Source organism: Paenibacillus sp. sgz302148 (assembly GCF_056120465.1).
Map to the genome: position 1 here is coordinate 261282 of NZ_JBVYOJ010000011.1, position 23386 is coordinate 284667.

The following is a 23386-nucleotide window of genomic DNA, read 5'->3' on the forward strand; positions in this document are numbered from 1 at the left end:
ATAATTTTTTCAATTTTTATTTCTGAATGGCTTGTCGAACTATGGTATAATGGGTGTTGATCTAGGCATGAAACGGAAGGAAGGCAGGTGAAGCACATGCACATTGTCGTCGTTGGATTAAACTATCGCACGGCCCCGGTTGAGGTGAGGGAGAAATTCGCTTTCGCCGAGCAGGATTTGCCGGCTGCGCTGCGGCAGTTGAAGGACACCAAGAGCATATTGGAATGTGTCATTGTTGCAACCTGCAACAGGACGGAAATTTATGCGGTCGTCGACCGTTTGCACTTGTGCGGACATTTTATCCGCAGCTTTATGGAATCGTGGTTCAAGGTGCCTCGCCAGGAATTCACGAATCATATGTACATTTACGAGGACGACGAGGCGATGGAGCATTTGTTCCGCGTTGCGAGCGGACTCGATTCGATGGTCATCGGCGAAACGCAAATTTTGGGCCAGGTAAAGGATGCTTTTCTGGCAGCCCAGCAATATAAGGCGACAGGCACACTGTTCAACATGTTGTTCAAGCAAGCCGTCACGATGGCGAAGAAGGCGCATGCCGAAACGTCGATCGGCGAAGCGGCAGTTTCCGTCAGCTATGCCGCGGTGGAGCTTGGCAAACGGATATTCGGAAATTTCAGCAGCAAGAAGGTTATGATTATCGGGGCCGGCAAAATGAGCGAGCTGACCGGGAAGCATCTATACTCGAACGGTGCAGACGAGGTTATCGTCGTCAACCGGACCATTGCCCGGGCGGAGCAATTGGCGAAGCAATTTTCCGGTACGGCTTGCTCGTTGGAACAAGCGGAGCAGCGGCTCGCCGAGGTCGATATCGTCATCAGCTCGACGGGAGCGGACGGATATGTGCTTCGCAAGGCGCAAGTCGAAACGGCGATGCGCAAGCGCAAAGCGCGCCCGTTGTTCATGATCGACATTGCCGTGCCGCGGGATTTGGATCCGTCGATCGGTGACGTACAGAACGTATTCCTCTATGATATCGACGATTTGGAAGGTATCGTGGAGAGTAACCTCGAGCTGCGCCGTAAGGAAGCGGAAAAAATCGAAGTTATGATCGGCCGCGAAATCTCGGCATTCCGTCATTGGTACAAAACGCTTGGCGTAGGACCGGTAATTCGCGCGCTGCAAGAAAAATCGGATGCCATTCATCAGGAAACGATGGACAGCTTGTTCAAGAAGCTGCCCGACCTGGACGAGCGCGAACGCAAAGTGATCCGCAAGCTGACGAAAAGCATCGTGAATCAAATGATGCACGATCCGATCGAGCGGGTGAAGGAAATGGCCGGCGAAAAACGCGGCGACGAATCCCTCGCGATGTTTTCGAAAATTTTTGCTCTGGAAGAGATGTTGGAACGGCAGGACAAGCTGAAGTCGCTTCCTGCGACGGAGAATTCGGCCAAAGCCGGAGCGCATGCGAACGCGGCCACAATGTCGTTTGTACCTGCGGCGCCTTAAAGGCAAACCTTCTCTACGACAAGGAGGCGCCCTATGACGAACAATTGGATATATGACGCGATTATTTATATATACGCCCTGAGCCTGCTGTTTTACTTCTCTGATTTTGCCGGAACCAATCGGAGTGCAAAGCGGATAGGTACAGGGCTGCTTATTTTCGTCTGGGTGCTTCAGACGTTGTTTTTTATTGTGAGGATGATCCAACACCGCTACTTGCCGGTGCTTACTTTATTTGAAATTATGTTTTTTTTCTCATGGCTGCTAGTTACGGTGTCGCTAGTCGTCAGCAGGTTTTTCCGGGTGGAACTGCTCGTGTTTTTCGTCAATGTTGTCAGCTTCGCCATGCTCGTATTGAATATGTTCGGCAATCCGATGTCTCCGAGCCCGCTCCATAATTGGGAGATTGCAAGAGAGATGCTGTTCATTCATATCGCGCTCGCGGTATGCAGCTACGTATTTTTTACGATCGGCGCGATATTTTCGGGAATGTACCTATTCTTGCATCGCAAATTGAAGGAGAAGCAATGGTCGGCGACGATGCGGCGTTTTCCGAGCTTGGAGAAGATTGAAAGCTATTCTTATATGAGCGTCATTAGCGGCGTGCCCTTGCTGTTCATGGCGGTTGCGCTTGCCGTCGTTTCGGTATCGCTGGAGGGCAAATGGATGTTTCTGCTGGACCCGAAAGTGTTCATGTCTTTCGTCGCGTTGGGCGCTTATATCGTCTATTTGATCCGCAGAAGACGCGCGGGAGATACCGGCCGCCGATTGGCGCTTATGAACTTGCTGGCATTTGCGTTTGTCGTCATTAACTTCGTCCTTTCGAATTCGTTTTCCAGCTTCCATCAGTGGATCTGGAAATAATCGTGAGGATATGCGGCAGGAGGCGGCGTTAGAATGGTGGAAAAGCCGTTGTATCCGATGATGGTCCGGCTGGAAGGCAGGCGTTGCATCGTTTTCGGCGGCGGGGCGGTGGCGGAACGGAAGATCGGTTCGCTGCTCGAGTGTGGAGCTTCGGTAACGGTCGTTAGCCCTTCGTTTACCGATACGATCGAGCAGTGGATCGCAGGCGGTGACGTCAAGGCGCTCCGCGGGGAATACGAGGCGGCGCAGCTGCAAGGAGCGGCGCTTGTTTTTGCGGCGACCGACAAGGAAGAAGTCAACCGGCGGATCGCAGAGCAGGCCGATGCGCTGGGGATTTGGGCGAATGCGGCGAGCGGTCCGCAGGCGGGCTCGTTCCAAGTGCCTGCGGCGTTCCGGCGCGGACGGCTGACGATTGCCGTTTCGACGGGCGGGGCAAGCCCTGCCGCGGCTAAGTTGATCCGCCGAAAGTTAGAGCTTCAATTCGACGAGCGGTATGCCGGTTATTTGGACGTGCTGCACGAGTTTCGTGAACAAGTCATGGCGACGGTGGACGACGAGCGGACGCGCCTGCGGCTGCTGCGGTTGATCGCCGAGGCGGAGCCGGATCGATTATGGTTTGGCCGGACATTCGATGAATGGAACCGGTGCGGAATAGAAAAGATGGTAGAAACGATGCTTCGCGAAGTTAAGCAACAACCATAGAGCTGAAGAGCAGGAGGTCATACGATGCGTACAATCGTAGTAGGCTCAAGACAAAGCGCGCTCGCGCTGACACAGACGAATCAGGTGATCGACCGGCTGAAGGAGCTGTGCATGGAGCACGGGATCGCGTGCGAGTTTACGGTGAAAAAAATCGTAACGAAAGGCGACCGGATTTTGGACGTCACCTTGTCGAAGGTAGGGGGCAAAGGGCTGTTCGTTAAAGAGATCGAGCAGGCGCTGCTTGACGGCGAAATCGACATGGCGGTACATAGCATGAAGGATATGCCCTGGGAGCTGCCGGAAGGGCTCGTAATCGGCGCCGTGCCGGAGCGGGTGGACGCACGCGATTGCATCATATCGCGCACGGGCCTTACGCTGGACGAGCTGCCCCAAGGGGCGCGCATCGGGACGAGCAGTCTGCGGCGCGCGAGCCAGCTTGCTCATTATCGCCCGGATTTGAAGCTCGAAGCGATCCGCGGCAATATCGATTCGCGGCTGAAGAAGCTCGAATCGGAGGAATTCGACGCGATCATGTTGGCGGCCGCAGGTCTTCACCGAATCGGCTGGAAGGACAGAATCACGCAATATTTGCCGGCGTCGGTATGTTTGCCTGCCGTCGGGCAAGGCGCGCTCGGCATCCAATGCCGCGCAAACGACGAGGAGATGCTGAGCCTGCTCGGCAAGCTGAATCATCGGGCGACCGAGCTTGCGGTGCAAGCGGAGCGGACGTTTCTCGGCAAGCTCAACGGCGGCTGTCAAGTGCCGATCGGCGCTTACGCTACGTTGGCCGAGCCGATTGCCGAAGGGGCCGACATTGCGGCCGGCGATCGGCCGCTGATCGAAATGACCGGCATGGTCGGGTCGCCGGACGGCAAACTGTTATTGAAGGAAACGATGATTGGCATCGATCCGATCGCATTGGGAGATCAGGTTGCGGCAAAGGTCGCAGCCCGGGGAGCCGACCGGATATTAGCTGAACTAAGGGGATGAGTCGGTTGGAGAAAGGGAGAGTATTTCTCGTGGGCGCGGGGCCCGGGGACCCGAGATTAATTACGGTGAAGGGGCTGGACTGCATCCGCAAAGCGGACGTCGTCGTATATGACCGGCTGGCCAGCCCGCGGCTGCTGCATCACATGAAGCCCGGAGCGGAAAAAATCTACGTAGGCAAGTTGCCTGACCGGCATACGATGAAGCAAGAGGACATCAATCGGCTGCTCGTAGACCTCGCTTTGGAAGGCAAAATCGTCACCCGCCTAAAGGGCGGCGACCCGTCCATCTTCGGGCGCGTCGGCGAAGAAGCGGAGCTGCTCGTCGATCACGGCATTCCGTTCGAAATCGTCCCTGGCATCACATCGGCCATCGCGGTGCCGACGTATGCGGGCATTCCCGTGACACACCGGGACAAGGCTTCTTCTTTCTCCGTCGTGACCGGTCACGAAAGCCCTGACAAGCTCGACCAGAACATCTATTGGGATAAAGTTACGAATGCGACCGGCACCCTTATTTTTCTCATGGGCGTGGCCAAAATCGGCTATATCGCGGATCAGTTGATGCGGCACGGCCGCCCCGCAACGACGCCGGTTGCGTTAATACGCTGGGGAACCCGTGTCGAGCAGCAGACGATCGTCGGCACGCTGGAAACGATCGAGGCGCAGGTAAAGGCCGCAAACTTCCAGCCTCCAGCGGTGATCGTCGTAGGCGATGTCGTGAGCCAACGCGAAAAGCTGCAATGGTACGAGAAGATGCCGTTGTTCGGCAAAAGAGTTCTTGTTACTCGCGCGCGGGCGCAAGCGAGCGATCTGGCGGAACGGATCGACGAGCTGGGCGGAGAAGCGCTGGAATTCCCCGTCATTCGCACGCAGCCTCCGTCCGATCCGGCGGAAATCGCAGCTTGCGATGAAGCATTGCGTCGGCTCGGCGAGTTCGATTGGACGGTCTTCACGAGCCCGAACGGCGTCGAACATTTCTTCCGCCGATTGCGCGAGCTGGGGCTCGACATTCGCAGCATGAGCAAAGCGCGCATCGCCGCAGTGGGTCCCAAAACGGCTGAAGCGCTGCAGGAGCGCGGTCTGTCGCTGGCCATATCGCTTCCCGCGAAGTTCCAGCAGGAAGGCTTGTTCGAGGCGCTGCGGCCGGAGCTGCTTTCCGGACAGCAGGTGCTGCTGCCGCGCGGAGACTTGGCACGGGCCTACCTGGCCGATCAGCTGCGGGTAGCCGGTCTCGGCGTCACGGAAGTGGATGTATATGAGACCGTCATTACGAATGAGCATGCCGACGAACTGATCGAATATTTGCAAAACGGCGAAATTCAAATCATTACGTTCACCAGTTCTTCGACGGTAACGAATTTACTTCGCATTTTGTCAGGCGCCGGCATTACGGACCCGGCCGCCCTGCTGCAAGGAATCGAGATTGCCTGCATCGGACCGGTTACGGCCAAAACGGCTTCCGAGGCCGGACTCGAGGTTAGCGTCGTGTCCGAGGAAGCGACGATTGATTCGCTAGTCGAAAGCTTGGTTGCACATAGCATCGCACGAAATCTGCATTAAGCAGGAATTAATGGCGTTATTGATTTGATAATATATGAATGTAAATACACAATTTGAGGCTGATGGCAGGAGGTTACAGCAATGGCATTTCCGATCACAAGACACCGCAGACTGCGCGGTTCCGCAGCCATTCGAAATCTGGTGCGCGAAACGGTACTGACCGTTAATGACCTCGTGTATCCGATTTTCGTGACGCATGGCTCCGGGGTCAAAGAAGAAATCAGCTCCATGCCGGGCGTATACCATTATTCGATGGACAAACTCGAGGAGGAGCTCGCCGAAATCAAAGCGCTGGGCATCCAAGCGATTCTGCTGTTCGGGGTTCCCGAACACAAAGACGAAGCCGGCACTTCGGCGATTGACGAGAACGGCATCGTCCAAGTGGCGACACGTTATATCAAGAAGCATTATCCCGAACTGCTCATTATCGCCGATACATGCCTGTGCCAGTTCATGAGTCATGGACATTGCGGCATTGTTCAGCATATTGAAGGCTGCTCCGATGCGATCATCGCCAATGACGAATCGCTTACGCTGCTCGTGAACGCTGCCGTCTCGCAAGCGCGCGCAGGCGCTGACATCATCGCGCCGTCGAACATGATGGACGGGTTCGTGCATGCGATCCGCGACGGGCTGGACGATGCCGGGTTCGATCATGTGCCGATTTTGTCGTATTCGGTGAAATATGCATCGGCCTTCTACGGTCCTTTCCGCGAAGCGGCGCATTCGGCACCGCAATTCGGCGACCGCAAGACCTATCAAATGGACCCTGCGAATGTTAGGGAAGCGCTGCGCGAAGCGGAATCCGACGTTGTCGAAGGCGCGGATATGCTCATGGTGAAGCCGGCTTTGGCCTATATGGACGTCATTCGGGCGCTGAAGGAGCAGTTTGATCTGCCGGTTGCGGCTTACAACGTAAGCGGCGAATATTCGCTGGTGAAGGCGGCGGCGGAAAAAGGCTGGATCGACGAAAAAGCGATCGTGCTGGAGATGCTCGTCGGCATGAAGCGTGCGGGCGCCGATATATTGATTACGTATTTCGCCAAGGATGTAGCACGTTGGCTCAAAGGGTAATTGCGACGAAGCCGTCCGGCTGCAGCCGGACGGCCTTCTGGGAATTGCGGGATCTTGGATCCGGGAGATCCGGCGCTTAAGCTCGCAATTTGGTTAAATCAAGCGTAAATTCGTTCATGGTGAGCCGCAAAATTTGCCGTTCCTCCAGGTCCCGGATCACTTGGGTCAAGACGTTTTTGGCGACCCCGGCCATCTGGGACAGTTCGTCGAAATTCAAGGCGAGCGGGATTGCGATGATGCTGCCCTTCCTCGATCCATGACGGTTCGCAAGCGTAATTAAATTTTTGATGACCCGCGTTTTGGCGTCTAGAAATGTCAAGTCGTGGACATGCTGATTCGTATCCCGCAGCCTGCGGCAGAGCTCAGCCATAATACTTTGCGTAATGTCGAAGTTGGATTTAAGCAGTTCCATGAAGCCGTCGCCGGAAATGACGAGAACGGTCGTTTCCTCGAGCGTCTGCGCAGTCGCCGAGCGCGGCTTGCCGTCGATGAGCGACAGCTCGCCGAAGCTTTCGCCTGCCCGGAATACGGACAATATTTTTTCTTCGCCGGATGGGTTCGCTTTGTAAATTTTGATGGAGCCGCTCAGAACGATGAAAAACGCGGAGCCGGGATCGTTTTCCCGAAACAATACCAAGCCGGACGGGTACGTTTCTTTGTTTGATATCCCTAGCACCGATTGCATTTGTTCCGTATTTAGGCTTTCGAATAAATCTACTTTTCTCAGTAATTCGATCATGATGTCATCACCCTCTTTACTCGTATGCTTGACCCTATCATTTTACCATAAGTTTCAATTGATTTCAGTAGAATGGAGTGATTCGCGATGAGCGAAACGGTTAACAAAAGAGTGGATTCCCGTTCCAAAGAAGCGTTCGCCGAGGCGAAGCAATACATACCGGGAGGCGTGAACAGCCCGGTGCGCGCCTTCAAATCGGTCGGCCTGACTCCGATCTACGTCGAACGCGGGCAAGGCTCCCGCATCTATGATATCGACGGCAACAGCTTTATCGATTATGTCGGTTCCTGGGGGCCACTCATTATGGGTCATGCGCACCCCGAGGTCATCGAGGCGGTGAAAGCGACGGCGGAACGCGGAACGAGCTTCGGCGCGCCGACGGAGCTGGAGACGGCGATGGCGAAGCTTGTTTGCGAGCGAATGCCGTCGGTCGAAATCGTGCGGATGGTCAACTCCGGCACGGAAGCGACGATGAGCGCGCTGCGGCTCGCTCGCGGCTATACGAAACGGAGCAAAATTTTAAAATTTGAAGGATCATACCACGGCCATGCCGACAGTCTGCTGATCAAAGCAGGATCGGGCGTAGCGACGCTTGGCCTGCCGGACAGCCCCGGCGTACCGGAAGGCGTTGCTTCCAATACGGTTACGGTGCCTTATAACGATCTGGCGTCGGTGCAGCTGGCCTTCGAACGGTACGGTGAAGAAATCGCGTGCGTCATCGTTGAGCCGATTGCCGGCAATATGGGCGTCGTGCCGCCGCTGCCGGGATTCCTGCAAGGCTTGCGCGACGTAACGAAACAATACGGCAGCTTGCTGATTTTCGACGAGGTGATGACCGGGTTCCGCGTTGGCTACCATTCCGCGCAAGGGCTGTTCGGCATCACGCCGGATTTGACTTGCATGGGCAAAGTGATCGGCGGCGGCTTGCCGGTTGGCGCATACGGCGGCAAACGCGAAATCATGGAGCAAATGGCGCCGAGCGGCCCGATCTATCAAGCCGGCACATTGTCCGGAAATCCGCTTGCGATGGCCGCAGGGTATACGACCTTGAAGCTGCTCACGCCTGAAGTGTACGCCCAACTGGAAAAGCAGGGGGCGAAGCTTGAAGCCGGCTTTGAGCGCAATGCGAAGGAGCTTGGCGTGGCCTTCACGATCAATCGGATCGGTTCGATGGTTTGCCCGTTTTTTACCGACCAGAAGGTCATCAACTACGATTCGGCGAAGCAATCCGATCTCGCCAAATTCCGCAGCTACTTCGGGCATCTGCTTGACCTCGGCGTCAATGTGGCGCCTTCGCAGTTCGAAGGCATGTTCGTTTCCGCCGCGCATACGGACGAGGATATCGAAGCGACGATTGCCGCGCATTATGAAGCATTGAAACGTTTATAACGTTCCACTTTCAAACCAGTCCGGCTGATGTGCTCAGGGCTGGTTTGTCTTTATTCGATGTTTGCGATTACCGTGAAGGAAGTGATTTAATGAACGGCAAGCTTCGAACGAGAAGAGTCGGAGAATGGCTGGAAATCGTCGGCGTTTCACCCGCTGCGGACGATACTCCGGTTTCAGCCGGCGCCGACAATACGGGCAAAGCAGTCGAGGAAGCGGCGGCATACGTACGCGAAACGCTGAATTTCCCGGATAAGCTGATCCGCAAATTACGACATACCGGCGGATTGGTCTTGGACAAAGACCGGCTTCGCCTCCGATTGTTCCCGGATGAGAGCGGCGAATTCGAGCCGGAGTGGTTTCCGCTTGATATTCTGCACGAGGACGATTATTGCCTTGTCGTGAATAAACCGGCCGGGATGCGAGTGCATCCGACGGCGCCGGGCGAGCGCGGGACTTTGGCGCACGCGGTCGCATCCTATTATGAATGCAGCGGGCAGCGCTGCCGCGTTCGGCACATCCATCGTTTGGACGAGCATACGTCGGGTCCCGTATTGTATGCCAAAAACGAGCTCGCTCACCTGCGCTTGGATGAGGCGATGCGCGTGAAGACGATCGAACGGATCTACGTCGCTTTCGCAAGCGGTAAAGTTACTCCTCGTTCGGGCATCATTCGCGAGCCGATCGGCAAAGACCGCCATCATCCGAATCGGCGCCGCGTCTCGAAGGCCGGTGACGCGGCGGTTACCCGCTTCGAGGTGATCGAGCAATACGCATCCGCCGCACTCGTACGGCTTCGGCTGGAGACCGGGAGGACGCATCAAATCCGCGTCCATATGAGCCATCGCGGACATCCTCTGCTCGGCGACGCTTTATACGGCGGTTCGACGAAGCTGATCCATCGTCAGGCGCTTCATGGAGAGGAGCTTCATTTTCCTCACCCGTTCGAGAACGAGACAATTCGCGTTCAGGCTCCTTGGCCGCAAGATATGCTCGATCTTGGGCAGCGACTGCTCCATTCATAGAGTAGGGTGATATGGCAGTAAAATAACGCAGCAAAAAATAGAAAAGCGATTCCGGTTGTTGATTCGGCAAAAAATAAGGCATGCTCTCCCCGCCCAGGCATATAAATAAGTAGTGGGAAATCTCGTGATCTGCCTGTCATGCGGATGATGTTGCGATTTGTGGAGGGGAGGATGTTAACGTGTTCGATCAATCAAACGGCATGCGCTTTGATATTTATGAACGCATTCACTTGCAGGAACATGTAGCAGGAATTGAGGAATTGGATGAAATCGAGCTTGTGCCGCGCATCCAGGTTGTCGCCCAAGGGGATTATGCCGTTTTGCGCGGTCATCTGCTGTTGTCCGGCATTTATTCCAGTGCAGGGGAAATGCGTTCGAACGAATCGCTGGAGCATCTGATTCCGGTTGAAATTACGTTGCCGATGAATCGGATTCCGCGATTGGAGGATATTTCGATCGATATCGACAATTTTGACGTCGAGCTTCTTTCATCGAGGAGTATGAATATAACGGGCGTATTGTCGCTGCGCGGCATTGAAATGCTGCCTACGCAGGCGCCGGAAGCGCCCGGGCGTTGGGGCGACGAAGAGTTTTATGCCGTTCATCAGGCGGACGAGGGATTTCAGCAGTTCGTCCAGTTTGAACCCGTCAATTGGACACAACCGGAATTCCGGCAGCCTGAATCGTCCGATGTGCCGCAATCGGAGGAGACTTTCTCAACTGAGCCGCAATTGGGGGAGACTTTCTCGTCTGAGCCGATCAGGAGCAGCGATTCGTTCTCTTACGAGCAGGAGGACGACGCACTATCTTTTAACTCGACGCCGGCTTCGGCTATTGTGCCGGAATCGAATGAATATTCGATTACGGAACCGGCATTTGAGGAATTCAATTATGCGGCATTCACGCCGGCATACGAAACCTATGAATCCATCCGCGAGGATGTAGAGCAAGAGGAAGCGGCGGTAGAACAATTGGAATCGGAACCGGAATTGAAAGAGGAAGATGATGAAGTGGAGAGGCAGCCTATCGCGGCCGATCCCGTGAACGAGGATCCGGTGGATGATGGAGATATGCCGGCGTTTGCCGAGGTTCCAATTACGTCCCGCGACACGATTCCGGATATCGCTCCGCCTGAAGAGAAAAAAGAGGTCAAAATCGCCTTCGCCGGCAAAAATCAGGAGATTGCCGAGGAACAGCAGCCGGTCGGCATTCGTTCTTTGTTACATAACAGCTTCAAAGAACAACAAGAACCTGCGGAAACGCCGAAGCCGTCAAAGAAGGAAAACACGCCGCTCGTTTCGGAGAAAACCGACTCTCGAACTTCCGGCGATGAACTGGAATGGAAAAGCTTGTTCCTTGGCGCTTTATCCAATGAGAACAAATTCCGCACCGTCCGGTTATGCATCGTCCAGAAGGAAGAAACGTTGGAAACGATCGCAGGCCGTTACAATATGAGTCCTCGTGAAATCATGCTTTACAACCGGCTGTCCGAGCAAAGCGTATCCGAAGGGCAAGTCATTTATATCCCGAGTTCCTAAACGGGATGATCCGACAAAGAGCCACAATAGCCGTTGTGGCTTTTTTGGCATGCGCTATAACAATGCACAATAGGCCGTAGACCTGCGAATAGCTCCGCAGCATCCACTATACGATGCGGCGGCTCCCCGCTAACAAAAAAACGGCCGGAAAACGGCCGAATTCACGAGCATTCACGTAAAATATGGCAAAAAAGCGAGATGAACCGATTCATTCTACCGGGAAGGCCGGGGACGACGCCGGCGATCTCGGTTTTTCCGTCCGCTTAAATGAGCTTGATTCCGCTGACCAGAATAACGGCCGCGACAAGGACGCGAAGCGGCTTGGAAGGAACCCTGGCGGATAAGCTGCTTCCGACGATAACGCCGGGTACCGAGCCAAGCAGCAAATTGCTTGCCAGTAAATAATCGATATTGCCGAACATGGCGTTGATCGCCGCGGCGGCCGTCACGAGCAAAAATGCGTGGGCGATATCGGTTCCGACCAGTTCGGAAGCACTCATCCGGAACAGATAGATCATTGCCAGCGCGAAGAGCGAACCCGAACCGATGGACGTCAGGCCGACGATGAAGCCAAGGATGGCGCCGATCACGATCAGCAGCGTCTTTTTGTCCTCAATCGGTTTGTCCTGCCATCGGTTGGCGCCGATTTTATCGAAAAACTGCTTGGCGATCGTCGCTAACGCCACAACGATCAGGACGATGCCCAGAGCATGCTTAATGATCGACTCCTGGTGCTTGTAAAGCGGCTCGTAAAAGTGCAGCAGCGTGATGGCGGCAACGGCGCTAGGTACGCTGCCGATCGCCAAATACAAAACCATTTTCGTTTGAATCGTTTTTTGCCTGACATGCTGAATGCTTCCGAACAGCTTCGTAATCGAGTTGTAAAATAAATCCGTCGCCACCGCGACGCTCGGATGAATGCCCAGCAGCACGAGGATCGGCGTCAACAACGCCGCTCCGCCGACGCCGGTCAAACCGACGAGAACCCCAACGAGCAAACCCATCAATGCAATCCCAATATCCACGTTCCGTACACCTCTAGACTTATCAATTCTATTGATCGATCTCATAATTTAACATGATATGATATGTCGCAGCGTGCGAAGAGGTGATGAAAGGACGATCAGGACAGATAAACAATTTGGAAATTATGGTATACTCGAACCATGTGGAAAGGGAGGCGGGTTTCATGGGAGGAATTATTTGGGCACTTGCTTTATGGGCAGTCGGCATAGTTATTTTATATTCGATCATTAAAGCTGCGATCGACAATTCCGAGATGACTAGACAGATGAAGAAGATGAACCGGAAGATGGACGACATGACCAAGCTGCTCGTCCAACTGCAAGAGCAGAACAGCGGAAGAGCGTCGGGAAACGGATCGAAAGGGGCTGCAATCGAAAGGTTTGAGCCATGCCCGGCATGCGGCGATGCGGCTCCGGTTCAGGCGTCGGTTTGCCCTTCGTGCGGCATCACGTTAATTTCCGAGCCGCCGCCGAGTCGGCGAGATGGCGATGAATAGGGGGGAATCGAAAATGTTTTGGCATCGCCCAGTAACACCCGAAGATTATGAACGGATCAGCGGTTTTCCGCAAAACGATACCGAATTGTTCTATATGTACCCGTCTGCCGCATTTCCGTTAACGCCGGAGCAAATCGAACGCAATGTCGAAAGCCGGTTCCACCCGACAGTCATTGTTCATGAACATGACGGGCAAGTCGCCGGTTTTGCCAATTTGTACGATGTAGAGGATGGCCGGTGGTGTTGGCTCGGCAATGTCATCGTAGCCCCGGAATTCCGGGGTCAAGGAGCGGCGGCAGATTTGATTCGGACGATGATCGGGCTCGCGCGAGACGAGCTGAAGGTGCCTAAGCTGCGCTTGTGCTGCCATAATACGAACACGGCGGGGTTGTTGTTTTATACGAAGCTGGGCTTTGTTCCGTATTCGATCGAGAAGCGGCAAATCGGATCCCGAACGGTTGCTTGCGTTTATATGGAAACGTGCACGGGCTTGGCAGAAGGAGGCGAAGCTACGTGATGCGAAACTGGATTCGGCGGATTCCGGGCTTCTACCGGCTGCGGGTGGCCCAGCTTCGAGTCCAGCGAAGGCTGCACGACGCGATATCGGGACGAAAATTCGCAAAGACGAGAGTCCGGCAAATTTATATGCATACCGGCAAGAAACATCAATCGCTGCTCCGAAGAAAACTTGGAACCTCAGACCCGCAGCTGCAGGAAAATAAAATTACGAATTTGCGGCTGAGCATCGAGGCGATGGACGGCATTCTTATTCAGCCTGGCGAAACGTTCTCGTTCTGGCGGCTTGTCGGACGAACGACGGCCCGCAAAGGGTATTTGGAAGGACTGCAGCTATCGAAGGGAGAAGTGAAGACCGGGGTCGGCGGAGGCTTGTGCCAGCTGGCGAATTTGCTGTAATGGATGGCGCTCCACAGCCCGCTTGAGGTTGTCGAGCGCCATCACCATAGCTTCGATCCGTTCCCTGATGAGCAGCGGGTCCTACCTTTCGGGAGCGGGGCGAGCGTTTTTTTCAACTATATCGATCTTCGTTTCTACAATCCGACGGACGTCACATTTCAGTTCAAGCTGTGGCTGACCGACACGCATTTGAAAGGTTCGCTTCATAGCGATCGCGAGTGGAAGTTGGCATACCATATCGAAGAGAGGAACCATCGCTTCCTGAGGCAGGGAGGCCTAAATTTTCGCGAGAACGAAATTTGGAGGCGGTCCATCGACAAGTCAACCGGCAGCGTATTGAAGGAAGAACAATTGATCCGTAATTTTTCGGAGGTCAAATACGAATTGCCGCAGCATTTAATACACATCGAGCAAAAAGCCCAAGTAAATCAAGAACAGCACGAATAAGATAAATACGTCAAGCCCCGTCGGGAGCAACAGCGTACGCACAAACTGAATGCAAATGAGCGGAAAAATAATGCCTTTGATCGTATACCGGACTTTGAACCACCAACGTTCCAACGTGAACACCACCTTGCGTTGCTTTTAGTTATGTTTATGTGCGAAGCGAACGAAGTTATGACAAGCTTTTCCCCGCGGGATGAACGGGATGCGGATCTTCTGCGGATATTCCCCGATTGTGGTTTATATATTGACTGTTATGGAGAAGATGGGTATCATACTGTTATATATGCATAAAAGCGTTGAAAGGGAATAGTAGGCAGCCAACCCTTCAGAGAGTGGAACCGTTCGCTGTGAGGTTTCGCAGGATGTAACTCGCCGAAGTCGCCCTTGAGTTGCGCGTCCGGTATGCCGGACGGGCCGGTGAAGAGCCGTTATCCTAACAAGTGTCGTATCCGTTTTACGGATGCGAAATGAAGGTGGTACCACGGAAGCAAAACCTTTCGTCCTTTGCGGCGAACAGGTTTTTTCTTTTTTTCGGTAACCTTGAGCCATTAGGAACAGTTAGGAATTTCAATATGGAGGAATGCTGCATGTCAGAAATTCAAGCGTCAACAGAAGCAACAACGAATACGACGACAACGACGGCGATGCCGACAACGTACGATCCGAAAGCGGCCGAAGCCAAATGGTACGATTATTGGATGAAAGGCGGATATTTCCGGGCGGGGCGCAATCCGCAGGCGAAGGAACGGTTTACGATCGTCATCCCGCCGCCGAACGTAACGGGAATGCTGCATATCGGCCATGCGCTCGACTGCACCTTGCAGGATATTATGATCCGCGCCAAACGGATGCAAGGCTTGGATGCGCTGTGGCTGCCGGGCACCGACCATGCCGGCATTGCGACCCAATCGAAGGTTGAGCAGAAGCTGCGCGAAACGGGCGTAACCCGATACGACCTTGGGCGTGAAAAGTTTCTGGAGAAGGTATGGGAGTGGAAGGAGCAATACGCGAACAACATCCACGAACAATGGGCTAAAGTAGGCTTCTCCCTCGACTACAGCCGTGAACGGTTTACGATGGACGAAGGATTGTCGCGCGCGGTGCGTGAAGTATTCGTCAAGCTGTACGAAAAAGGGCTTATTTACCGCGGCAAATTCATCATCAACTGGGACCCTGCGGCGCGCACGGCGCTTTCCGATATTGAGGTCGAATATAAAGAGGTGCAGGGCCACCTGTACCACCTGAAATATCCGCTGAAGGACGGCAGCGGCTCCATTACCGTCGCGACGACGCGTCCGGAAACGATGCTGGGCGATACGGCGGTTGCCGTACATCCGGAGGACGAGCGTTATAAAGACATGATCGGCAAAATGCTCGTATTGCCGATTATCGGCCGGGAAATTCCGGTTGTCGCCGACGAATACGTCGAGAAAGAGTTCGGCAGCGGCGCGGTTAAAATTACGCCGGCGCATGATCCGAACGACTTCGAGGTCGGGCAACGCCATAACCTGTCGCAAATTCTCGTCATGGACGAAAACGGCAAAATGAACGAAAATGCCGGCAAGTACAAAGGACTTGACCGAACGGAATGCCGCAAGCAAATCGTCGCCGATATGAAGGAGCTTGGCGTGCTCGTCAAAATCGAGGACCATGTGCACCAGGTCGGCCACAGCGAACGAAGCGGCGCCGTCGTCGAGCCTTACTTGTCGACGCAATGGTTCGTGAAGATGAAGCCGCTCGCGGAGCGGGCGATCGAAGCTCAAAAAAGCGGCAACGGCGTCAACTTCGTGCCGGACCGATTCGAGAAAATTTATTTGCACTGGATGGAAAACGTCCGCGATTGGTGTATTTCCCGTCAGCTTTGGTGGGGCCATCGCATTCCGGCATGGCACTGCGCCGATTGCGGAGAACCGAACGTTTCCCGTGACGAGGTAACGGCATGCGCCAAATGCGGAGGCGGCAATCTGCATCAAGACGAGGACGTTCTGGATACATGGTTCAGCTCCGCGCTGTGGCCGTTCTCGACGCTCGGCTGGCCGGAACAAACCGAGGACTTAAAAACGTACTACCCTACGAATGTTCTGGTGACCGGTTACGACATCATTCCGTTCTGGGTATCCCGGATGATCTTTATGGGTCTGGAGTTCACGGATCAAATGCCGTTCAAGGACGTGCTCATTCACGGATTGGTGCGGGATTCCGAAGGGCGCAAAATGTCCAAGTCGCTTGGCAACGGCGTCGATCCGCTGGAAGTTATCGACCAATACGGGGCCGATGCGATGCGGTTTATGCTGTCGACGAGCAGCACGCCGGGACAGGATTTGCGTTTCCGCTGGGAGAAGGTGGAGCAAGCCCGCAACTTCGCGAACAAAATTTGGAATGCGTCGCGCTTTGCGCTCATGAACCTGGAAGGGTTCACGGCTGCCGATATCGACCTAAGCGGAGAGCTGGGAACGGCCGACCGCTGGATTCTTCATCGCTTGAACGAAACTTCGCGCGACGTTACGCGTTTATTGGATAGCTACGAGTTCGGCGAAACAGGTCGGAAGCTGTACGACTTTATTTGGGACGATTTGTGCGACTGGTACATCGAATTCGCGAAGCTGAGCTTGTACAGCGACAATGCGGAAGCGAAACGGAAAACGCAATCCGTGCTCGCGTACGTACTGGACCGGACGCAGCGGTTGATTCATCCGTTCATGCCTTATATCAGCGAAGAAATTTGGCAGCATCTGCCTCACGAAGGCGAAACCATCACGCTTGCTGCTTGGCCGGAATATACGGCTTCCTTCGAAGCGCCGGAAGCGGTCCGGGAGATGGAGCTGCTTATGGACGTCATTCGCAGCGTCCGCAACATTCGCGCCGAAGTCAACGTGCCGATGAGCAAAAAGGTCGAGCTGCTGATCAAGCCGGCGAACGAAGAAATCCAGCTTGTACTCAGCCGGAACGAAGATTATATTCGCCGATTCTGCAACACGTCCAAGCTCGAAATCGATATCGCGCTCGCCGCGCCTGAGAAGGCGATGACGGGCATCGTTTCCGGAGCGGAGCTGCTGCTGCCGCTCGCGGGACTGATCGATATTGCCCAGGAAATTGCCCGACTGGAGAAAGAGCTGCAGCTTCTGAACAGCGAAGTCGAGCGGGTCGAGAAGAAGCTCTCCAATGAAGGCTTCGTCGCCAAAGCGCCGGCGAAGGTCATCGAAGAGGAAAAAGCAAAAATGCAGGATTACGCCGACAAACGTGAAAAAGTGCTGGCGCGGATCGCGGAGCTGCGCGGCTAACGTACCCGCGGATCTCTCGGACGTTGAGAAATCGATATCGAAACGGCAGCGGAACGGATTGCCGGGCATCGCTCGGTCCAATCGTTTTCCGCTGCCCAATCCATAAAATTTGCGCGTAAGAAGGTAGAGATACGATGGTACAATCGCATGAGGCTGCTGCGGCAGCCGCTTTTTCACATTATCAAGAGGCTGTGGACTGGATTAACGGACTCATTCCGTTTGGCGTACGTCCCGGCTTAAGCCGCATGGAGCTGCTGATGGAGCGATTGAACCATCCGGAGCGCAGGCTGAAGTTCATTCATGTGGCGGGCACGAACGGCAAAGGCTCGACTTGCGCCTTCCTGACCCGTGTCCTCATTCAAAGCGGATATGATGTCGGTACGTTTACTTCGCCGTATATTACGAAGTTCACGAACCGCTTCCAATATAACGGTCAAGATATCGAAGAAGAGACGCTTCTGCGGCTCGCAAATGAATTAAAACCGCATGTCGATGAAATCGCGGCAACCGAGCTCGGTTCTCCGACGATGTTCGAGGTTTCGACGGCGCTCGCGATTCTGTTCTATGCCAGAGTCACATACCCGGATTACGTCGTGTGGGAAACGGGACTTGGCGGCAGGCTTGACGTGACGAATATCGTGACGCCGGTCGTATCGGTCATTACGAACGTAGGCCATGACCATATGGACATTCTGGGCGAAACGCTGGAGCAGATTGCCGTCGAAAAGGCTGGCATTATTAAACCGGGCGTCCCGGTCGTAAGCGCGGTGGAGCAGCCCGAAGCGGTCGAAGTCATCCGCCGGACGGCAAAGGAACGTCAATCTACGCTTTACCTGCTTGACGATAATTTCTCGGTAAAGCCGATCTCGTCGGAGGAGAATAACCAGGTATTCGATTTTAACGGGCCATTCCGATCCGTTTCGGATATAGCGATTTCGCTGAACGGACCGCACCAGTTCAAAAATGCCGCCGTCGCCGTCATGACGTTGGAAGTATTGCGTCAATATTACGCGTTGATCGTAGAGGACGAGGATTTATTAGCCGGCCTGAAGGATACGCAGTGGGCGGGGCGGCTTGAAATGGTTTCGAGCGATCCTCGAATTCTCATCGACGGCGCGCATAATCCGGAAGGCGCGGAGACGCTTGCAGCGGCATTGCGCAGCACGTACCGGTACGGACAACTGCACATCATGGCCGGCATGCTGTCAACGAAGAATCATCGCGACTATTTCCGGCATATACTACCAATAGTGGATACGCTCATCATAACCGAACCGGATTTTCGCAAAAAAATGGACGCGTCGGCGCTTTCGGATATTGTTGAAGAGCTGCTGCCTGAAGTGGGACGAACGGTGAACATCATCGTTGAGCCCGATTGGAAAGCGGCGCTGGAACAACTGAAGGCGATGACGAAGCAGGACGATCTCGGTGTCGTTACCGGGACGCTTTATTTAATTTCCGACATACGCTCTTGGATTTTATATCAATCCGATTCTGAAAAAGGTTGGTGAGACGTTTTTGAATACAGCAGAGCATGTTCATTTTATCGGCATCGGCGGCTACGGCATGAGCGCGATTGCCCGTGTAATGCTTGAGATGGGATATACGGTTACAGGGTCCGACGTCGCTCGTCAGGAGCTGATCGATAAGCTGCAGGCGAAAGGTGCCCGCGTATTTATCGGACATCAGGCGGATAACGTGCATGGAGCCGATCTCGTCGTATATTCCACGGCGCTGTCCAAGGATAACGTCGAGCGGGTCGCGGCGGAGGCGCTTAACATTCCGGTGCTGCACCGGGCGCAAATGCTGGCGCGTCTGATGAATTCCGGCAAAGGCGTTGCGGTTGCCGGAGCGCACGGCAAAACGACGACATCGTCGATGATCGCCCTCGTCATGGAAACGTGCGGCATCGATCCGACCTACATTATCGGCGGGGAAATCGTCAACGTCGGAACGAACGCGAAGGCGGGCAAAGGGGAATATGTCGTCGCGGAAGCCGACGAAAGCGACGGCTCGTTCCTGCAGTACCATCCGTACTTGGCGATCGTAACCAATATCGAAGCGGACCATCTGGAAAATTATGATGGCGATTTCGGCAAGCTGAAGGACGCTTATGCCCGTTTCTTAAGCCAAGTGCGCGATGGCGGCAAAGCGATCGTCTGCAGTGACGACGAGACGCTGCGGAACATGCTGCCTGCGATCGGTTCGAGTACGATCACGTACGGGATCGATGCGGAGGCCGATTACACGGCGGATCATATCCGTCTCGGCGATCGCAAAGTATCGTTTACGGTTCGCTGCCGCGGCCAGGAGCTGGGCGAGCTGGAGCTGTCGGTTCCGGGACGCCACAACGTATACAATGCGTTAGCTACGCTGATTACGTGCCTGGAAGCGGGTCTGTCGTTCGAGCAGATCAAAGAAGCGATCAAGCAATTCCGTGGCGCGAAACGGCGGTTCCAGGTGATGGGCGAAGTCGACGACATTCTCGTCATCGACGATTACGCCCATCATCCGACGGAAATCCAGGCAACGATTCAAGCTGCCAAAGCGACCGGAAAACGAATCGTTGCGGTATTCCAGCCGCAGCGCTATACGCGCACCTATTTCTTGCTGGATCAATTCAGCCGGGCTTTCCAAGAAGCGGATGAAGTGATTATTACCGATATTTATTCGCCGGCAGGAGAGAAACAAATCGAAGGCATCCATTCGAAGAAGCTCGTCGAATTGATCATTCAGAATAGCAATGGCAATACAACTTATATTCCGACCAAAGAGGAAGTGCAGTCGTATTTGGCCGGCCGCGTGCGCAGCGGCGACCTCGTTCTGACGATGGGAGCGGGCGACATATGGAAAGCGGCGGACGGCTTGGCCGCGGAGCTTAAGGCGCGCAGCGGCGCCTAGAATTGAATAATTCTTCGACATCCGATACGGATGAACGGACTCAGAAATGAGGAAGTTAACACTAAGACACTCGAGGATACCTTTTAGGTATCCTCTTTTTATTTGAAAAGGGGGAATTGTCGATGCGGTATTTATTTCTTATTATTCTCGGGGCATGCAGCTACGGCGTGCTTTCGACATTCGTCAAACTGGCATACGACGAAGGATTTGGCGTAAACGGCGTGACGGGAAGCCAAATGATGCTTGGGGTGCTGATGATGTTCGTGCTGTATTTCGTCATGCGGCGCAAAGACGATCGGGTCCGGCTGAAGACGGTGTCCGGCAAAAAGTGGCTCACGCTCCTTGTTGTCGGTGCGCCGATCGGGTTAACCGGCATGCTGTATTATGGGTCTTTGCAATATATTCCGGCTTCGATTGCGATCGTGCTGCTGTTTCAATTTACGTGGATCGGCATATTAATCGAAGCGATCCTTGACCGGAAAATGCCCGGAAAAGAAAAGCTTCTCGCCTTGATTCCGCTTGTTGTAGGCACGGTGATGGCCGGTGGCTTGATCGGCGGCGATTCGGGTTCGCTTACGCTCCACTTGGGCGGTATCGTCCTCGGATTGCTATCCGCCGTTTCTTACGCCGCATTTATTATTTTCAGCGGACGTGCCGCGTCGGACGTGGCGCCGATTAGCCGAAGCCTGATTATGCTGATCGGAGGCCTCGCATTGGTATGGATCGTTTACCCGCCTACGTTTTTGTTCGACGGTTCGCTCTGGAACGGCTTGCTGTTATGGGGGCTGCTGCTCGCATTGTTCGGCGCGGTCATCCCGACGATCTGCTTTACGTTCGGCGTGCCGCACGTCGGCGGCGGCCTTGCCTCCATCCTGAGCGCGGCCGAGCTTCCGACCGCGGTACTTATGTCGTGCTTCGTTTTGCGCGAGCATGTCTCGTTATGGCAATGGCTTGGCGTCGTTCTCATATTGGCAGGCATTGCGCTGCCGGAATTGATAGGGATGAAGAAGCGCTCGATTCGGATGATGGAATGATGATTTATTTTAGCCGGTTGCGGCCCAATTCGGAACCGGGACGCCCGGTCAGCGTCACGACGAGTGTGGAGGCTTAGGCACTGTCCGACGGAAGTATCGGATATTCGCCGCAGCCCCATCCATTTGTCGCAATTTTGCATGGCAAATGCAGCGCGATTGAGCTACAATGGAACCGAATGAAACCGATCACACCGAAAGGGGAATCCATTGTATGGTATATCAAGCGCATTCCGAGCGTTACGCGACGATGAAGTATAACCGGACCGGCAAGTCCGGACTGCTGCTGCCGGCCATTTCGCTTGGCTTATGGCACAATTTCGGAGGGGTCGATACATACGAGAACGGACGGGCTATGCTCCGCCGGTCTTTCGACCTTGGCATCACGCATTTCGATTTGGCGAACAATTACGGCCCGCCTGCAGGTTCGGCCGAAGAGATGTTCGGACAAATGATGCGAACGGACTTCGCGCCTTATCGCGACGAGATGATCGTTTCGACCAAAGCCGGCTATTATATGTGGCCGGGACCTTACGGCGAGTGGGGCTCCAAAAAGTATTTGATTTCGAGCCTGGACCAGAGCTTAAAGCGGATGGGGCTGGATTATGTCGATATTTTTTATTCCCACCGTCCGGACCCGAACACGCCTCTGGAGGAAACGATGGCGGCGCTCGATCAAATCGTGCGGCAAGGCAAGGCGCTCTATATCGGGATTTCCAGCTACAGCGCGGAACAAACGGCGGAAGCGATCCGCATCCTGAAAGGGCTCGGAACGCCGCTCCTCATTCACCAGCCTTCGTACAACATGTTCGATCGCTGGATCGAGAGAGGTTTGCAGGACGTGCTGGACGAGCATGGCGTCGGCAGCATCGCGTTTTGTCCGCTGGCGCAAGGCTTGCTGACGAACAAATATTTGGGCGGCATTCCGGGCGATTCGCGGGCGGCCAAGCCGACCGGCTTCTTGCAGGAAAGCGCCGTGACGCCGGAAACGGTCCGCAAAGTGCAGCAATTGAACGATCTTGCTGCGGGCAGAGGCCAGACGCTGGCGCAAATGGCGCTTGCCTGGGTGCTTCGCGGCGGCCGCGTGACGTCGGCTCTGATCGGCGCAAGCCGCGTCAGCCAAATCGAGGACAATGTCGCGGCGCTAAGCAAGCTCATCTTCACGTCCGACGAGCTGGCTGAGATTGAACGGATTTTACAAGGGTAAACGGGTAAGCTGCAAATCGTGGCGATTGGTTGTAACTGCGATGATAATAGGTAGTTGTGATGATAATAGGTAGCTGCGATGAGTGGGTAGCTGCGATGGTAATGGGTAGCTGCGATGATAATAGGTAGCTGCGATGATAATGGGTAGTTGTGATGATGGAAGGTTGCAATGGTAATTTAAGATTTAAATGATAACTAGATGGCTCCAATAGTATTGGATATTAGTGATGGTAACAAGCGGACCCGATCCAAATGAATAGTTCAACTAAAAAGAAGGCTGTTTCTCCAACACTCGATGGTTCGGGTAGGGAGGAGCAGCCTTTTTCATAAATACGATAAGTATTGGGATGGCAAGCGGCCAAATGTCAGGACCCGTTCCGTCACCATCGATGAAATGGATGATCGGATTGTTCGGTACTTGCAGCTTGCCGAAATAGATGGATAGGATTCGTATTTATAGTGCTCTGCATTGCGTTCAGAAAAAAATTTCTGAAAATCAGAAACTTTTTTCTGAAATTATGGAGCAAAGAGGGGGATAGAGCAGAATTCAGAAATTATTTTCTGTTTTTAGCCAAAATTTTCTTTATTTCAGAAATTTTTTTCTGAATCATGCAATAATGCGAGAATTCGTGGTAGCGTCAAGAAGTTTGTGTAAGTCAGTAGGGTAGTGCGTCGAGATAATGGATAATCTCTGTTACTTTGCGAATATTCAGAATACATGGTCGGCGGCGAGCGTAGC

General features: G+C 54.1%; 19 protein-coding genes, 1 pseudogene and 1 other annotated feature. Of the genes and pseudogenes, 17 read left to right on the forward strand and 3 right to left on the reverse strand.

Features of this window, described 5'->3' with window-relative positions; all coding sequences use genetic code 11:
* Nucleotides 1-96 precede the first annotated feature (96 nt).
* The 6 genes from hemA (at nt 97) to hemB (ending at nt 6656) form a co-directional block, all read left to right on the forward strand.
* Entirely contained in the window at nt 97-1470 is a 1374-nt protein-coding gene (hemA, locus tag AC0LWM_RS18335; protein ID WP_474676451.1) for a glutamyl-tRNA reductase, read from the forward strand.
* A 33-nt stretch (nt 1471-1503) separates the two neighbouring features.
* Nucleotides 1504-2331, forward strand: a complete 828-nt coding sequence (locus AC0LWM_RS18340; protein WP_474676423.1) for a cytochrome C assembly family protein — start codon at nt 1504-1506, stop codon at nt 2329-2331.
* Nucleotides 2332-2364: 33 nt separating this feature from the next.
* Nucleotides 2365-3033, forward strand: a complete 669-nt coding sequence (locus tag AC0LWM_RS18345) for a precorrin-2 dehydrogenase/sirohydrochlorin ferrochelatase family protein (RefSeq protein WP_474676424.1) — start codon at nt 2365-2367, stop codon at nt 3031-3033.
* A gap of 24 nt (nt 3034-3057) precedes the next feature.
* Nucleotides 3058-4023, forward strand: coding sequence for a hydroxymethylbilane synthase (hemC, locus tag AC0LWM_RS18350; RefSeq protein ID WP_474676425.1), 966 nt, complete (start codon nt 3058-3060; stop codon nt 4021-4023).
* 5 nt (nt 4024-4028) lie between these two features.
* Nucleotides 4029-5582 carry a uroporphyrinogen-III C-methyltransferase gene (gene cobA, locus AC0LWM_RS18355; RefSeq protein ID WP_474676426.1) on the forward strand — a complete coding sequence of 518 codons (1554 nt, stop codon included), beginning with the start codon at nt 4029-4031 and terminating at the stop codon, nt 5580-5582.
* Between the two features lie 81 nt (nt 5583-5663).
* Complete coding sequence (hemB, locus tag AC0LWM_RS18360; RefSeq protein ID WP_474676427.1) at nt 5664-6656, forward strand: porphobilinogen synthase; 993 nt, start codon at nt 5664-5666, stop codon at nt 6654-6656.
* Nucleotides 6657-6732: 76 nt separating this feature from the next.
* Here hemB and AC0LWM_RS18365 read toward each other — a convergent pair whose 3' ends face one another.
* Nucleotides 6733-7395 (reverse strand): Crp/Fnr family transcriptional regulator, encoded by a 663-nt coding sequence (locus AC0LWM_RS18365; RefSeq protein ID WP_474676428.1) that lies wholly within the window; start codon nt 7393-7395, stop codon nt 6733-6735.
* Nucleotides 7396-7482: 87 nt separating this feature from the next.
* On the opposite strand from AC0LWM_RS18365, the gene hemL reads away from it, so the two are divergent.
* The 3 genes from hemL to AC0LWM_RS18380 all read left to right on the forward strand — a co-directional run bounded on the left by hemL (nt 7483) and on the right by AC0LWM_RS18380 (nt 11344).
* Nucleotides 7483-8784: a glutamate-1-semialdehyde 2,1-aminomutase gene (gene hemL / locus AC0LWM_RS18370; protein ID WP_474676429.1), complete on the forward strand. Its 1302-nt coding sequence runs from the start codon at nt 7483-7485 to the stop codon at nt 8782-8784.
* Between the two features lie 89 nt (nt 8785-8873).
* Complete coding sequence (locus tag AC0LWM_RS18375; RefSeq protein WP_474676430.1) at nt 8874-9806, forward strand: RluA family pseudouridine synthase; 933 nt, start codon at nt 8874-8876, stop codon at nt 9804-9806.
* A 200-nt stretch (nt 9807-10006) separates the two neighbouring features.
* The gene (locus tag AC0LWM_RS18380; protein WP_474676452.1) at nt 10007-11344 is read left to right on the forward strand and encodes a LysM peptidoglycan-binding domain-containing protein; all 1338 of its coding nucleotides are present in this window, start codon (nt 10007-10009) and stop codon (nt 11342-11344) included.
* A 263-nt stretch (nt 11345-11607) separates the two neighbouring features.
* Here AC0LWM_RS18380 and AC0LWM_RS18385 read toward each other — a convergent pair whose 3' ends face one another.
* The gene (locus AC0LWM_RS18385) at nt 11608-12369 is read right to left on the reverse strand and encodes a sulfite exporter TauE/SafE family protein (protein ID WP_474676431.1); all 762 of its coding nucleotides are present in this window, start codon (nt 12367-12369) and stop codon (nt 11608-11610) included.
* A gap of 164 nt (nt 12370-12533) precedes the next feature.
* Between AC0LWM_RS18385 and AC0LWM_RS18390 the strand changes: the two genes are divergently transcribed.
* The 3 genes and pseudogenes from AC0LWM_RS18390 (at nt 12534) to AC0LWM_RS18400 (ending at nt 14228) form a co-directional block, all read left to right on the forward strand.
* Complete coding sequence (locus AC0LWM_RS18390) at nt 12534-12866, forward strand: hypothetical protein (RefSeq protein ID WP_474676432.1); 333 nt, start codon at nt 12534-12536, stop codon at nt 12864-12866.
* Between the two features lie 13 nt (nt 12867-12879).
* Nucleotides 12880-13383: a GNAT family N-acetyltransferase gene (locus AC0LWM_RS18395; RefSeq protein WP_474676433.1), complete on the forward strand. Its 504-nt coding sequence runs from the start codon at nt 12880-12882 to the stop codon at nt 13381-13383.
* Nucleotides 13384-13511: 128 nt separating this feature from the next.
* Nucleotides 13512-14228: pseudogene (locus AC0LWM_RS18400) on the forward strand (VanW family protein).
* Here the strand turns inward: AC0LWM_RS18400 and AC0LWM_RS18405 are convergent.
* Nucleotides 14178-14342: a hypothetical protein gene (locus tag AC0LWM_RS18405; RefSeq protein ID WP_474676434.1), complete on the reverse strand. Its 165-nt coding sequence runs from the start codon at nt 14340-14342 to the stop codon at nt 14178-14180. The pseudogene AC0LWM_RS18400 and the gene AC0LWM_RS18405 overlap by 51 nt on opposite strands.
* Nucleotides 14343-14515: 173 nt before the next feature.
* Nucleotides 14516-14736, forward strand: a binding site (T-box leader).
* Nucleotides 14737-14815: 79 nt separating this feature from the next.
* On the opposite strand from AC0LWM_RS18405, the gene AC0LWM_RS18410 reads away from it, so the two are divergent.
* The 5 genes from AC0LWM_RS18410 to mgrA all read left to right on the forward strand — a co-directional run bounded on the left by AC0LWM_RS18410 (nt 14816) and on the right by mgrA (nt 22648).
* Complete coding sequence (locus AC0LWM_RS18410; protein WP_474676435.1) at nt 14816-17509, forward strand: valine--tRNA ligase; 2694 nt, start codon at nt 14816-14818, stop codon at nt 17507-17509.
* Nucleotides 17510-17643: 134 nt separating this feature from the next.
* On the forward strand, nt 17644-19020 hold the full coding sequence (locus AC0LWM_RS18415; protein ID WP_474676436.1) for a bifunctional folylpolyglutamate synthase/dihydrofolate synthase: 1377 nt from the start codon (nt 17644-17646) through the stop codon (nt 19018-19020).
* Nucleotides 19021-19027: 7 nt separating this feature from the next.
* On the forward strand, nt 19028-20410 hold the full coding sequence (gene murC, locus AC0LWM_RS18420; protein ID WP_474676437.1) for a UDP-N-acetylmuramate--L-alanine ligase: 1383 nt from the start codon (nt 19028-19030) through the stop codon (nt 20408-20410).
* 122 nt (nt 20411-20532) lie between these two features.
* Nucleotides 20533-21444 (forward strand): EamA family transporter, encoded by a 912-nt coding sequence (locus AC0LWM_RS18425; protein WP_474676438.1) that lies wholly within the window; start codon nt 20533-20535, stop codon nt 21442-21444.
* Nucleotides 21445-21655: 211 nt separating this feature from the next.
* Nucleotides 21656-22648 carry an L-glyceraldehyde 3-phosphate reductase gene (mgrA, locus tag AC0LWM_RS18430; RefSeq protein ID WP_474676439.1) on the forward strand — a complete coding sequence of 331 codons (993 nt, stop codon included), beginning with the start codon at nt 21656-21658 and terminating at the stop codon, nt 22646-22648.
* Nucleotides 22649-23386 lie beyond the last annotated feature (738 nt).

Coding starts and splice junctions, on each gene's coding strand:
- AC0LWM_RS18395 (WP_474676433.1), top strand. CDS start 12,880: ATGTTTTGGCATCGCCCAGTAACACCCGAAGATTATGAACGGATCAGC.
- mgrA (WP_474676439.1), top strand. CDS start 21,656: ATGGTATATCAAGCGCATTCCGAGCGTTACGCGACGATGAAGTATAAC.
- hemA (WP_474676451.1), top strand. CDS start 97: ATGCACATTGTCGTCGTTGGATTAAACTATCGCACGGCCCCGGTTGAG.
- AC0LWM_RS18380 (WP_474676452.1), top strand. CDS start 10,007: ATGCGCTTTGATATTTATGAACGCATTCACTTGCAGGAACATGTAGCA.
- AC0LWM_RS18375 (WP_474676430.1), top strand. CDS start 8,874: ATGAACGGCAAGCTTCGAACGAGAAGAGTCGGAGAATGGCTGGAAATC.
- AC0LWM_RS18345 (WP_474676424.1), top strand. CDS start 2,365: ATGGTGGAAAAGCCGTTGTATCCGATGATGGTCCGGCTGGAAGGCAGG.
- AC0LWM_RS18340 (WP_474676423.1), top strand. CDS start 1,504: ATGACGAACAATTGGATATATGACGCGATTATTTATATATACGCCCTG.
- AC0LWM_RS18415 (WP_474676436.1), top strand. CDS start 17,644: ATGGTACAATCGCATGAGGCTGCTGCGGCAGCCGCTTTTTCACATTAT.
- AC0LWM_RS18390 (WP_474676432.1), top strand. CDS start 12,534: ATGGGAGGAATTATTTGGGCACTTGCTTTATGGGCAGTCGGCATAGTT.
- AC0LWM_RS18365 (WP_474676428.1), bottom strand. CDS start 7,395: ATGATCGAATTACTGAGAAAAGTAGATTTATTCGAAAGCCTAAATACG.
- hemL (WP_474676429.1), top strand. CDS start 7,483: ATGAGCGAAACGGTTAACAAAAGAGTGGATTCCCGTTCCAAAGAAGCG.
- hemB (WP_474676427.1), top strand. CDS start 5,664: ATGGCATTTCCGATCACAAGACACCGCAGACTGCGCGGTTCCGCAGCC.
- hemC (WP_474676425.1), top strand. CDS start 3,058: ATGCGTACAATCGTAGTAGGCTCAAGACAAAGCGCGCTCGCGCTGACA.
- AC0LWM_RS18425 (WP_474676438.1), top strand. CDS start 20,533: ATGCGGTATTTATTTCTTATTATTCTCGGGGCATGCAGCTACGGCGTG.
- AC0LWM_RS18410 (WP_474676435.1), top strand. CDS start 14,816: ATGTCAGAAATTCAAGCGTCAACAGAAGCAACAACGAATACGACGACA.